The organism is Kitasatospora sp. NEAU-69 (assembly GCF_057158765.1).
This window is the reverse complement of record NZ_JBWXUE010000016.1, coordinates 54,085-66,797: the sequence shown is the minus strand read 5'-3', so window position 1 is coordinate 66,797 and position 12,713 is coordinate 54,085. Positions and strand designations below refer to the sequence as shown.

Genomic DNA, 12,713 nt, shown 5'->3' with positions numbered 1-12,713 from the left:
CACCGGCCTTACCCCTCCAGCAGCTCCAGCAGGGCCGCCAGGGTCGGGATCTCCACGATCCCGGCCTCGGCGGCCCGCCGGGAGTTGGGGCCGGGGCCGCGGCGGTTGAGCCAGCGGGCCTGAAGGCCGGCCTCGCGGGCGCCGAGCGCGTCCTGGATCAGGTGGTCACCGACGTGCAGCACGGCCGCCGGCGCGACACCGAGGCGCTCGGCGGTGAGGTGGAACATCCGCGGGTCGGGCTTCTGGAAGCCGCTCTCGTACGGGTTCGTCACGCAGACGAAGTGGCGGTCCAGGCCGACCACCGCCGGGTCGGTGTTGCCGTTCGTGGTGACGGCCAGCGGGAAGCGGGCGGCAAGCGCGTCCAGCACCTCGCGGACCTCGGGGAAGAGCGCCAGGGCGAACCAGCGCTTGCGGGTGTACTCGGTGTAGTAGTCCTCGACCCGCTCGGGGTCGGCGGCGGCGCCGCAGCGCAGCAGCGCGAGCTCGAAGCCGCCCTTGCGAGTCTCGTCGAGGGTGGCGCCCGGGCGGGCGGCGGTCACCTCGTCGCGGAGCAGGTTCAGCCACTCGGCGGTGACCGGGCCGTGCGGGGCGCGCAGGCCCTCGGCGGTGAAGCGGGCGGCGATGGCGGTGCGGGCGGCGAGGCTCGACGGCTCGAAGTCCCAGAGCGTGTCGTCGGCGTCGAAGGAGATCGCGGCTATCGCGGCCGTCGCGGCTGTCGGTGGCATGCGGGCGACCCTAGCGGGGACGCGGGCAGCCGGTGGGCCGGCGGCGCGCCCGTCTCGGGGGTGCGCCGCCGGCCCATGAGGCGTACCGGTGGCCGGTGGCCCTGCTGGTCAGGCGGTGAGCGCCTCCGGGTGCTCGCCGCGGTGGACGGGTCGGGACCTGCCGAGCGCGTGGGCGGGACCCGCGTGATCGGTATGGTCGAAGTGCTCGAAGTCACGGAACTGGTCCGTGCCGCCGTACGGCTCCAGGTAGGGCCGCCAGCGCGGGTCCCTGATCCCGGTGCCGATGATGCGCCAGGCCAGCCCGCTGGGCGGGGCCGGAGGTCGCTTCATCCGCCACCCGAGCTCGGTCAGGTGGCGGTCGGCCTTGACGTGGTTGCAGCGGCGGCAGGCCGCCACGACGTTGTCCCAGCGGTGCTGCCCGCCACGGCTGCGCGGGATGACGTGGTCGACGCTGGTCGCGGCGGCCCCGCAGTAGACGCAGCGCCCGTGGTCACGGGCGAAGAGTGCGCGGCGGGTGAGGGGAACCGGCCCGCAGAACGGGACCCGGACGAACCGGGTGAGCCGCACTACGGAGGGCGCCGAAACGGCGCTGGTGGCGCTGTGCATAGTGACACCCGAGTCCTCCAGGCTGACTGCCTTGTGATTGAGGACCAGGATGAGGGCGCGGCGCATCGATACGACACCGAGTGGCTCGTAAGACGCGTTGAGGACCAGGACATGCGGCACGGATGCCTCCTTGGACGCCTGCGGCGCGTGGCTCGCGCCGGGACGAGCGGATGACCGCGCATTGCTGCGCGATCACCCCCAGTGTCGCCTTACGACTTTGTACGGCGCCACCATTACCGGGTAACGGGCTGGCGTGGCTTCGGGCACAACTTGTTGCTCTGGGTCTATGCCCAGACCTGCGCCGAAGTGCACTCGAACGGCCCTCACGGCGCCCGCGCGGGTGGTTCAGGGCCTCTGTGAAAGCGATTCGGGGCACGATCGGACCGGGCGGCGGGGCCTGCGGCGAGCGCTAGGCTGGCGGAATCGTTTGACCGTTTCCGAATCGTTTGACCGTTCTGGTTTGACCGTTCTGCAGGAAGGTTCCCGCCGTGAGCTGGTCCGGTATCCCGGCCCTCCTCCCCCAGGCCGCCGGCACTTCGACGACTCCCGGCCTGCTGCCCACCAGCCCGACCGACGTCTCGCGCAGCACCGAGCGGGCGGCCAGCTGGCTGGATGCGAACTGGCAGTCCTGGGTCGAGGGCGCTGTGCGGATCGTCATCATCGTGCTGCTCGCGCTGATCCTGCGGGCCGTGGTCCGCAAGGTGATCGACCAGTTCATCCACCGGATGACCCGCGAGCCGGTGGCGGACGCCGAGACCACCAGCCGGCTCGGCGGACTGCTGGTCAACACCGAGCGCCGCCAGCAGCGATCGGCGGCGATCGGCTCGGTGCTGCGCAGCGTCGCCTCGTTCACCATCATGGGCACCGCCGCGTTGATGGTGCTCTCGGACATCGGGGTGGACCTCGCGCCGCTGCTGGCCAGCGCCGGTGTGGCCGGTGTGGCGCTCGGCTTCGGTGCGCGCAACCTGGTCACGGACTTCCTGTCCGGGGTCTTCATGATCATGGAGGACCAGTACGGCGTCGGGGACGAGATCGACACCGGCGTCGCCACCGGGACCGTGCTGGAGGTCGGCCTGCGCGTGACCAAGCTGCGCGGGGCGGGCGGCGAGATCTGGTACATCCGCAACGGCGAGGTGAAGCGGATCGCCAACATGAGCCAGGGCTGGTCCACGGCGACCGTGGACGTCCAGGTCGGGTACACCGAGGACCTGGTCCGGGTGGAGCAGCTGATCCTCGCGACGTCCGAGGTGTTCGCCAAGGAGGCCCCCTGGGACGAGCTGCTCTGGGAGCCGGTGCAGGTGCTCGGCGTGGAGTCGGTCTCGGCGGACACCGTGGTGGTGCGGGTGGAGGCCAGGACCATGCCGAGCAAGGCGGCGCTGGTCGCCCGCGGGCTGCGCCAGCGGCTGAAGACCGCGTTCGACGTGGCCGGGATCAAGCTCAAGGAGGATCCGGCCGCTTCCCCGGCGTCCGGCACCGTGCCGAAGCCCACGGCGCCGGCGGACGCGCTGCCGCCGTCCGCGCTGGCCGACCCGGCCTCGGCCCGCTCGCTGGCCAGCCGACCGATACCGCCACCGAGCCCGGAGGAGCAGCAGGCCTTCAGCAAGCTGCCGTAACGCCGCCAGAGCACGACGGAGCCCCGCCCCCCACTCGCCGTGGAGGGCGGGGCTCCGTCGTCGTTTCCCGGCTGCCTGCGGTCGGTGTGGACGGCCTGCGCACCGAGCCGAAGCCGGACGGATCCACATTCACTGCGCGCACGGTCATTGACACCCGGGCGGGAACTGTTAGTAAAGTTTCCAATCATCGCGAGCCCGTCCCCCCCGGGCTCGCGCCGGAACCCGCCGCCGGAGGAGGATCAGCACGTGAACGACACCACCCGCCCCGCCGCAGGCTCCGCCACCACCGCTCCGCGTCCCGGCACCCCGAGCCGGCTTCGGGCGATCAACGACCGGGCTGCGCTCGACCTGCTGCTGGAGCACGGGCCCCTGTCGCGCACCCGGATCGGCGCGCTGACCGGCCTCTCCAAGCCGACCGCCTCCCAGCTGCTCGCCCGGCTGGAGGCGGCCGAGCTGGTGATCCCGGTCGGCACCACGGCCGGCGGCCCCGGCCCGAACGCGCAGCTGTACCAGGTGAATCCGGCGGCCGGCTACGTGGCCGGACTCGATGTGACGCCCAGCCAGATCCGGTTCGCGGTGGCCGACATCACCGGCCGCACGCTCGCCGAGCTGCTGCTGCCGACTCCCGGGCGGCAGGCCGGCGGAACCGTGCAGCGGGTCACCGAGGGGATCACCGAGACGCTCCGGCAGGCCGGGCTCGCGCCCGGCAGCCTGCGCGAGATCACCATCGGCACCCCTGGCGCGCTGGACCCGAACACCGGCAAGCTGCGGTACGCCGCCCACCTGCCCGGCTGGCACTCGCCCAGGCTGCCGTCCGAACTGGAGCAGGCGCTCGGTGCGCCGGTCGCGATCGAGAACGACGTCAACCTGGCCGCCGTGGCCGAGCGGGCGATCGGCTCGGCGCAGGGCTGCGAGGACTTCGTGCTGCTCTGGGCCGAGGAGGGCGTCGGCGCCGCGATCGTGATCGCCGGACGGCTGCACCGGGGCTTCACCGGTGGCGCCGGTGAGGTCGGGTACATGCCGGTGCCCGGTGCGCCGGTGATCCGCAACGTCCGCCGGGAGAACTCCGGTGGCTTCCAGGAACTGGCCGGCGCCGCCGCCGTGCTGGCGCTCGCCAAGCAGTACAAGCTGTCCGCCCGCACCGCCGAGCTGGCGATCGTCCGCGCGCTGGAGACCCCCGGCGCGGGCGACGAGTTCCTCTCGGTGCTGGCCAACCGGCTGGCCACCGGGCTGGCCGCGATCGTGGCGGTGATCGACCCCGAGCTGGTCGTGCTCTCCGGCGGGATCCCGACCGCCGGCGGCGAGCGGCTGCGCGAGCTCGTCCAGGAGGAGCTGACCGGGCTGGCGGTGCCCCGCCCGGTGCTGCGCAGTAGCAGCGTGCCCGGCTCACCCGTGCTGCACGGCGCGCTGCAACGCGCGCTGACCGCCGCCCGGGAGACGGTCTTCACCACCGCCTGACATCACGAAACCACCCACCGCACCCCACACCCCGCACCCACACCCGCACCCCGCTCCACCGTTCCCCTTCTCCCCCATCGGGCGGACGGGCGATGACGCCTGCCCCCGCACCCCCAGGAGGACCACCGTGAGCAGCACCCGCACCCCCGGCGGATCCCATCGGCTGGCCGCCGCGATCGCGCTGAGCGCGTCCGTCGCACTGCTGGCCGGCGCCTGCACCGGCACCGACTCCACCGGCAGCGCGGCCGACGGCTCGGCCGGCGGCAAGGACGTCACCATCACGTTCTGGCACGGCTGGAGCCAGGACAACGAGACCAAGGCGATCAACGCCAACATCGCCGGCTTCGAGAAGCTGCACCCGAACATCCACGTCAACGTCGTCGCCAACGTCTCGGACGACAAGAGCGAGCAGGCGCTGCGGGCCGGCGGGCCGGACGCCCCGGACGTGGTCTCCTCGTTCACCACCGACAACGTCGGCAAGTTCTGCGCCTCCAAGGTCTGGGCCGACCTGACGCCGTTCCTGAAGAAGGACGGCATCGACCCGGCCGCCACGTTCCCGGCGGCGATGCTCAAGTACAGCGCCTTCCAGGGCGACCAGTGCTCGCTGCCGCTGCTCGGCGACACGTACGGGCTGTACTACAACAAGAAGGCGTTCGCCGCCGCCGGCATCACCGCTCCCCCGAAGACGCTCAGCGAATTCGACGCCGACGCGGTGAAGTTGACCATCCCCAGCGGCGACGGCTACCAGCAGCTCGGCTTCATGCCGGACTACCACGGCTACGAGTCGGCCCCCGCGCACTACCTCGGCCAGTGGGGCACCGAGTACTTCACCGCGGACGGCAAGTCGAACCTGGCCGCCGACCCGACCGTCACCGACATGCTGACCTGGCAGAAGAACCTGGTCGGCAAGCTGGGCGGCTTCGACAAGCTGGAGAAGTTCCGCACCACGTTCGGCGACGAGTTCAGCGCCAAGAACCCGTTCGAGACCGGCCAGGTCGCGATGGCGATCGACGGCGAGTGGCGCACCCAGTCGATCGCCGACGACAGTGCCTCGATCGACTGGGCGACCGCGCCGTTCCCGGTGCCGGACGCGCTGGCGAGCACGTACGGCCGCGGCTACCAGACCGGCACCATCGTCGGCATCGCGCAGGGCAGCAAGAAGCAGTCCGCCGCCTGGGAGTTGGTGAAGTACCTGACCACCGACACCGACGCGGTGGTGAGCTTCGCGAACGCGATCCACAACGTGCCGAGCACCATCGCCGCACTCGACTCGCCGAAGCTGACCAGCGATCCGAACTTCAAGACGTTCCTGGACATCGCCAGGAACCCCAACTCCAGCACCACGCCCGCCAGCATCAACGGCGGCGCGTACCAGGTGAGCCTGCAGAACCTCGGCTACGACGTGGAGAGCGGCAAGCAGACCGACCTGGCGGCCGGCCTCAAGGCCACCGACAAGGAGATCGACGCCGCGATCGCCCAGGCGAAGTGACCACGGCCATGGCACTGTTGGACTCCATCCGGCCCGACTCCAGCCGGCCCGGCGGCGTCGCGCCCGCGCTACGCCGCAAGCGCCGGCGCGAGGCCGCCCGCACCGTCGCGTTCCTCTCGCCCTGGCTGATCGGCTTCTGCGTCTTCTTCGCCTACCCGCTGATCTCGACCGTCTACTTCTCCTTCATGAAGTACGACGGCTTCAGCGCCCCGGTCTTCACCGGCCTGAAGAACTGGACGTACGTCTTCACCAGCTACCCGTTCTTCTGGCAGGGGCTGCGCAACACGCTCTGGCTGGTCGTCGCGATGGTCACGCTGCGGGTGGCCTTCGGGCTGGGGATCGGGCTGCTGATCACCAAGGTGAAGAGCGGCGCCGGCTTCTTCCGCACCGCCTTCTACCTGCCGTACCTGGCACCACCGGTGGCCGCCACGATCGCCTTCGCGTTCCTGCTCAACCCGGGCACCGGGCCGGTCAACCACTTCCTCGGCGACCTCGGACTGCCGCAGCCGGGCTGGTTCAACGACCCCACCTGGTCGAAGCCGGCCCTGACACTGCTCGCCATGTGGGGCATCGGCGACCTGATGGTGATCTTCATGGCCGCACTGCTGGACGTGCCCAGGGAGCAGTACGAGGCCGCCGAGTTGGACGGCGCCGGACCGTGGCAGCGGTTCCGCTACGTGACGCTGCCGAACATCTCGCCGATCGTGATGTTCGCGGTGGTGACCGGCGTGATCCAGACCATGCAGTACTACACACAGGCGATCGTCGCGGGGAAGGTCGCCAGCGGCATCATCGGCGGCTCCGGCCAGACCTTCGAACCGGGCTACCCGCACGGCTCCACCTGGACGCTGCCGCAGATGGTCTACAACCTGGGCTTCCAGCGCTTCGACACCGGCTCCGCGTGCGTGGTGGCCCTGGTGCTGTTCGCGCTCTCGATGGCCTTCACCTCCCTGCTGCTGCGCCGTCGGGCCGGCTTCCTGTCGAGCGAGGACTGACCCCTGATGACGCTGACTTCCCCGACTTCCGCACTGTCCGGACGCGCCGCACCGGCCGGGCTCCGGACCGCCGCCCGGCAGGCCGCCCGCCGGCGCGCCGCGCTGCACTGGGTCGCGGTGCACTCGCTCGCCATCGCCGCCGCGCTCTTCTTCCTGCTGCCGTTCGTCTTCGTCTTCCTCACCTCGGTGATGACCGACCGCCAGGCGCTCACCTCGGACTTCTGGCCGCAGCACTGGCAGTGGGGCAACTACGCCAAGGCCTGGAACACCCCCGGGTTCCTGACCTGGTGGCGCAACACGCTGGTGTACGCCGGGGCCGGCACGCTGCTGACCGTGCTGTCCAGCCTCCCGGTCGCCTACGCGCTGGCCCGGTTCCGGTTCCGCGGCCGCAACCTGGCGCTGATGGCGGTGATCTCGATGATGATGCTGCCGCCGCAGGTCACGGTGATCCCGATGTACCTGTTCTGGGCCAAGCAGCTCCATCTGACCGGCACGCTCTGGCCGTTGATCATCCCGATGGCCTTCGGTGACGCGTTCTCGATCTTCCTGCTGCGGCAGTTCCTGCTGACCATCCCGAAGGAGTACACCGAGGCCGCCCGGGTGGACGGCTGCGGGGACCTGCGCACGCTGCTGCGGGTGATCGTGCCGATGGCCCGGCCGGCCATCGCGGCGGTCGCGCTGTTCCAGTTCTTCTACTGCTGGAACGACTACTTCGGGCCGCAGATCTACTCCAGCGAGAACCCCGGTGCCTGGACGCTCAGTTACGGCCTGGAGTCGTTCAAGAGCGCGCACCACACGAACTGGAACCTCACCATGGCAGCAACCCTCCTCGTCATGGCACCCGTCATCGTTCTCTTCTTCTTCGCACAGAAAGCCTTCATCGAAGGCGTGACACTGACAGGGGTCAAGGGCTGATGTCCCTCAAACTCGCCATCGTCGGCGGCGGATCCACCTACACACCCGAACTCATCGACGGCTTCGCGCGGTTGCGCGACAGCCTGCCGATCGGCGAACTCGTGCTGATCGATCCGGCCGCCGACCGGCTGGAGTTGATCGGCGGCCTGGCCCGGCGGATCTTCGCCAGGCAGGGCCACCCGGCGGTGGTCTCCACCACCTCCGACGTCGATGCCGGCACGGCCGGGGCCGACGCGGTGCTGCTGCAACTGCGGGTCGGCGGCCAGGCCGCCCGCAACGAGGACGAGACCTGGCCGCTGGAGTGCGGCTGCGTGGGCCAGGAGACCACCGGCGCGGGCGGGCTGGCCAAGGCGCTGCGAACGGTCCCGGTGGTGCTGGACATCGCCGAGCGGGTCCGGCGGGCCAACCCCGACGCGTGGATCGTCGACTTCACCAACCCGGTGGGCATCGTCACCCGGGCACTGCAGACCGCCGGCCACAAGGCCGTCGGGCTGTGCAACGTGGCGATCGGTTTCCAGCGCAAGTTCGCCGGACACCTCGGCGTGGCACCGGAGTTGATCCGGCTCGACCACGTCGGGCTGAACCACCTGACCTGGGAGCGCGGCGTCACCCTGCTGGACGCGCCGGGCGCCACCGGCGGCCGGGAGGTGCTGCCGGAGCTGCTCGGCGGGTTCGGCGAGGCGATCGCCGAGGACCTGCACCTGCCGCTGCCGGTGATCCGGCGGCTCGGCGTGGTGCCCTCGTACTACCTGCGGTACTTCTACCAGCACGACGTGGTGGTGGAGGAGTTGCGGGCGAGCGGCTCACGGGCCGCTCAAGTCGCCGAGATCGAGCGGCAGTTGCTGGAGATGTACGCGGACCCGACGCTGGACGAGAAGCCGGAGCTGCTCGGCAAGCGCGGCGGGGCGTTCTACTCGGAGGCGGCGGTGCAGCTGATCGCGGCGCTGCTCGGCACGTCCGCCGACGCGGCCGCAGCAGCCGGAGCGGCCGGAGCGGCGGTGGACGTCCAGGTGGTGAACACCCGCAACGACGGGATCCTGCCGTTCCTCCCCGACGACGCGGTGATCGAGGTGCCCGCCGAGGTGGACGCGAACGGTGTGCGGCCGCTGCCGCAGCGCGCGGTCGAGCCGCTCTTCGCCGGCCTGATCGCGAGCGTGACGGCGTACGAGCAGCTCGCGCTGGAGGCGGCGCTGAAGGGCGGCCGGGACCGGGTCTTCGATGCGCTGCTGGCGCACCCGCTGGTCGGCCAGATCGAACTCGCCGACCAGCTGACGGACCGCCTGCTCGCGCACAACCGGGCCCATCTCGCCTGGGCCTGAGCCGCGCACCCACCGCATCCACTGACTCGGGGAACGATGGACCACCACCAGTTGACACCACACCTCAGCACGTCGGCCGCGCCGGCCGGTGTGCTGGCGATCGACGCCGGCAACAGCAAGACCGATGTCGCGCTGGTCGCCACCGACGGCCGGCTGCTGGGCGCCGCACGCGGCGGCGGCTTCACCCCGCACCTGGACGGCCCGGAGGCGGCCGTCGCCGCGCTCGCGCCGCTGGTCGCGGCCGCGGCGGCCGCAGCCGGGCTCGCTCCGGGCACCGGCGGCGGTGGCGGTGGCGGCGGCGGGAACAACGGCAGCGCCGCCCCGCTCGCCGAGCACCTCAGCGCCTGCCTGGCCAACGCCGATCTCCCGGTCGAGGAACAGCAGTTGGAGCGAGCGCTGACCGGCTGGGGCTGGGGTCGCACGGTCGCCGTCGCGAACGACACCTTCGGCCTGCTTCGGGCCGGCACCGACACCCCGCGCGGGGTCGCGGTGGTCTGCGGCGCCGGGATCAACTGCGCCGGACTGCTCCCCGACGGCCGGACCGCCCGGTTCCCCGCCCTCGGCCAGCTGACCGGCGACTGGGGTGGCGGCAGCAGCCTGGCGGCAGAAGCGATGTGGCACGCGACCCGGGCGGAGGACGGCCGCGGCCCGGCCACCACCCTGGCGACCGCGATCGCCGCGCACTTCGCCCTGCCGAGCGCGACCGCGGTCGCCGAGGCGAGCCACCTCGGCGAACTCGGCCGCGACCGGCTGCACGAGATCGTCCCGGTGCTCTTCCGCTGCGCCGAGGCGGGCGATCCGGCCGCGCTGGCGCTGGTCGACCGTCAGGCGGACGAGATCGCCAGGCTGGCGGTGGTCGCCCTGCGCCGGCTCGACCTGCTCGCGGAGCCCGCACCGCTGGTGCTCGGCGGCGGGGTGCTCGCGGCGCGCCACCCGCTGCTGCTGGACAACCTGACGGACCGGCTGCGCTCGGCCGCCCCACTCGCGGTGCCGCGGATCGTCACCGCACCGCCGGTCCTGGGCGCGGCGCTGCTCGGCCTCGACCGGCTGGCGGCGGCCGGCCTGGGCGGCGGCGCGGCGGCGCAGCAGCGGCTGCGGACGACGTACGCGGGTACGACGGCCGCCGCGACGGCTGCCTGAGCCCGTCCCGCTTGAGCCCCCTGCTTGAGCTCCTCCTGATCGTGGCGTCCGCCATCCCCGCCGAAGCAGTCACCGGTCCGCACACCGGTGCCGCCGCTCCGGAGCGCGGACGCCATCCGCCGGGTCGCCCCGTGGGGGCGGCGGCCCGGACGCGCGTGCGGTCCCCGTCCGCCTGACCGGACGGGCACCGCACGACGCACGCCATTCCCCGCCCCGCCCAGCCCCGCTCAGACTCCCTCGCGCACCGTCAACATCCGCAGCGGTCGGCAGAGCAGCACCGCCGCCGTGGCCAGCGTGATCAGCAGCATCGCCGCGTAGAGCGTCGACCGGGTACCGAGGTGCTGGGCCAGCGGCCCGGCCGCCATCTCACCGACCGGCAGCGCCAGGAACGAGCCGACCGCGTCGAAGGAACTCACCCGGGCCAACCGGTCCGCCGGTATGTGCTGCTGGAGCGAAAGGTCCCAGGCCACCGCGAACAGTTCGATGCCGAAGCCGCTGACGAACATCGCGGCGGCCAGCACTCCCGCCGCGGGCCACTGGGCGAGTGCCAGCACCGGCAGCACCGCGGTGAAGATGGCGGCGACTCCGAGCAGCAGCGCCCGCCGCACCCGCAGCCGGGCGATCAGCAGACCACCCGCCAGCGCGCCGACCATCTGGGCGCCGAGCGCCAGGCCCCACGCGCTGCGCCCGATCGTCGCGGTCGCGATCCCCGGGCCGATCACCTCGACCGCACCCGAGTACGCCGCGTTCACCACCATGAACTGCAGCACCACCGACCAGACCCAGCTGCGCGCGATGAACTCCCGCCAGCCCTCGCGCAGTTCGGCCACCGGCCGACTCCGGACCGACTCGGCGCCGCCCACCGCCCCGGCTTCCTCCACCTCACCGGCCCTCGCCACCGTCTCGACCTTCTCCACCACCCCGGCCTCGGCCGGCGGCGAAACCCGGACCCCGGTGTAGCACCCTGCGGCGCCGGCCAGCGCGGCCGCGACGACACCCAGCGCCCACCCCGGCCCGACCGCCGCCGCGAGCAGGCCGCCCAGCGAACTCCCGGCGACCACACCGCTGTTCGCGCCCATCCGGCTCAACGCGTTGGCCTGCCTCAGCTGTTCGGCGGGCACCGTCTGCGGCAGCAGCGCGGTGGCGGCCGGCAGTGAGAGCGCGGCCAGCACGCCGTTCAGCGCGCCCAGCACCATCAGCAGCGGCACCGAGGCCCACCCGCCGAGCACCGAGAGCGCCAGCACCCCCTGCACCACCGCCGACCCGAACGCCGACCCCTGCAGGATCAGCGCCCGGCTCACCCGGTCCGCGAGCACCCCGCCGAAGAGCAGCGCCAGCACGTTCGCCAACGACCGCGCGCCGACCACCAGCCCGAGATCGGACATCGACCCGGTCAGATCGAGCACCGCGAAGGCCAGCGCGACCGGAGCCATCGCGTTGCCCAGCACCGCACAGGCGCGCCCACCGACCAGATAACGGAACGCCGGCCGCCGCAGCGGAGCGAACACCGAGTCCGGGCCGCCCATCACCGGGCCGCCCACTCGTCGCGCAGGATCCCCATCAGCACCGTGTCGTAGTACCGCCCCGCCGCGTACACCGCCCGGCGCAGCCGGCCCTCCTCAGTGAAGCCGCAGGCCAGGAAGGACCTGATGGCCCGCTCGTTGCCGGACCAGGTGTCCAGCTGGATCCGCTCCAGATTGAGGTTCGTGAAGAGGTGGTCGAGCAGCAACCGCATCGCGGCGGTGCCGTGACCGGCGCCCCAGACGTCCTTCTCGCCGATCGTGATGCCCACCACGGCGGAGCGCGCCCTCGCATCGACGTCCCGGTAGTCCACCATCCCGATCGCCCGGCCCTCGGCCGTACAGACGGCGAACACGCCCCCCTCGGCCGGGTCCAGGTGCAGCACCCTGCTCTCGAACCTGCCCTCGACGGCCTCCGCCGTCACCGGCCCGAAGCCCGGATCCCCGCCGGTGGCCCAGTAGCCCACCTGCGGATCGTTGCGCCATCGGACGTGATCGGCGGCATCGGCCCTGGTCAGCGGACGCAGCAGCGTCCCCGCCGCCCGCCCCGCGAGCGAGAACCCGGACGGGACCACCGGAACGGACGGGGACAGGGACGGGGGTTGCGAGCTGCCGTCGGTATGCATGCGCCGCATCCTTCCCCGCCAAGCCCCCGCACGACCACCGGTTTTGGCCCGCCCACACCCTCCCCGCCACCGGCCGTACCCCCCGTGGTCAGCACAGCCCGCACGATCGGCTAGTATTTGGTCATCACCTTGCGCGGGTGGCGGAATAGGCAGACGCGCTGGATTCAGGTTCCAGTGCCCGAAAGGGCGTGGGGGTTCAACTCCCCCCTCGCGCACCATGGTCAACCGACCGAATGTGGCCGGTCAGATCGACAGACGTCGATCTGACCGGCCACATTGCTTTGTGGAGCGCGACTTGGCACCGCGA

General features: G+C 72.1%; 11 protein-coding genes and 1 tRNA gene. 8 read left to right on the top strand and 4 right to left on the bottom strand.

The genetic code is table 11. The annotated features are described in order from the left end of the window. Positions 1-8 precede the first annotated feature (8 nt). Together AC060L_RS20065 and AC060L_RS20060 are read right to left on the bottom strand one after the other, a co-directional pair. Entirely contained in the window at positions 9-725 is a 717-nt protein-coding gene (locus AC060L_RS20065) for an HAD family hydrolase (protein ID WP_483800188.1), read from the bottom strand. 108 nt (positions 726-833) lie between these two features. Beyond that, positions 834-1,451, bottom strand: a complete 618-nt coding sequence (locus AC060L_RS20060; RefSeq protein WP_483800187.1) for an HNH endonuclease — start codon at positions 1,449-1,451, stop codon at positions 834-836. A 368-nt stretch (positions 1,452-1,819) separates the two neighbouring features. Here AC060L_RS20060 and AC060L_RS20055 point away from each other — a divergent pair, with 368 nt between their 5' ends. The 7 genes from AC060L_RS20055 (at position 1,820) to AC060L_RS20025 (ending at position 10,260) form a co-directional block, all read left to right on the top strand. Then, on the top strand, positions 1,820-2,944 hold the full coding sequence (locus tag AC060L_RS20055; RefSeq protein WP_483800186.1) for a mechanosensitive ion channel family protein: 1,125 nt from the start codon (positions 1,820-1,822) through the stop codon (positions 2,942-2,944). 246 nt (positions 2,945-3,190) lie between these two features. After that, positions 3,191-4,402, top strand: coding sequence for an ROK family transcriptional regulator (locus AC060L_RS20050; protein ID WP_483800185.1), 1,212 nt, complete (start codon positions 3,191-3,193; stop codon positions 4,400-4,402). A 127-nt stretch (positions 4,403-4,529) separates the two neighbouring features. Then, the gene (locus tag AC060L_RS20045) at positions 4,530-5,891 is read left to right on the top strand and encodes an ABC transporter substrate-binding protein (RefSeq protein ID WP_483800184.1); all 1,362 of its coding nucleotides are present in this window, start codon (positions 4,530-4,532) and stop codon (positions 5,889-5,891) included. A gap of 8 nt (positions 5,892-5,899) precedes the next feature. Continuing rightward, positions 5,900-6,886 carry a carbohydrate ABC transporter permease gene (locus AC060L_RS20040; RefSeq protein ID WP_483800183.1) on the top strand — a complete coding sequence of 329 codons (987 nt, stop codon included), beginning with the start codon at positions 5,900-5,902 and terminating at the stop codon, positions 6,884-6,886. A gap of 6 nt (positions 6,887-6,892) precedes the next feature. Further along, complete coding sequence (locus tag AC060L_RS20035) at positions 6,893-7,801, top strand: carbohydrate ABC transporter permease (RefSeq protein WP_483800182.1); 909 nt, start codon at positions 6,893-6,895, stop codon at positions 7,799-7,801. Beyond that, entirely contained in the window at positions 7,801-9,120 is a 1,320-nt protein-coding gene (locus tag AC060L_RS20030; protein ID WP_483800181.1) for a 6-phospho-beta-glucosidase, read from the top strand. Before AC060L_RS20035 ends, AC060L_RS20030 begins: the two co-directional genes overlap by 1 nt. A 36-nt stretch (positions 9,121-9,156) precedes the next feature. Then, entirely contained in the window at positions 9,157-10,260 is a 1,104-nt protein-coding gene (locus AC060L_RS20025; RefSeq protein WP_483800180.1) for an N-acetylglucosamine kinase, read from the top strand. A gap of 227 nt (positions 10,261-10,487) precedes the next feature. Here the strand turns inward: AC060L_RS20025 and AC060L_RS20020 are convergent, their stop codons facing one another. Continuing rightward, the gene (locus tag AC060L_RS20020) at positions 10,488-11,801 is read right to left on the bottom strand and encodes an MFS transporter (protein WP_483800179.1); all 1,314 of its coding nucleotides are present in this window, start codon (positions 11,799-11,801) and stop codon (positions 10,488-10,490) included. Continuing rightward, positions 11,786-12,406 carry a GNAT family N-acetyltransferase gene (locus AC060L_RS20015; protein WP_483800178.1) on the bottom strand — a complete coding sequence of 207 codons (621 nt, stop codon included), beginning with the start codon at positions 12,404-12,406 and terminating at the stop codon, positions 11,786-11,788. The genes AC060L_RS20020 and AC060L_RS20015 overlap by 16 nt, the downstream gene beginning before the upstream one ends. Before the next feature lie 131 nt (positions 12,407-12,537). Here AC060L_RS20015 and AC060L_RS20010 point away from each other — a divergent pair. Continuing rightward, positions 12,538-12,624 (top strand) — tRNA-Leu (locus AC060L_RS20010). Positions 12,625-12,713 lie beyond the last annotated feature (89 nt).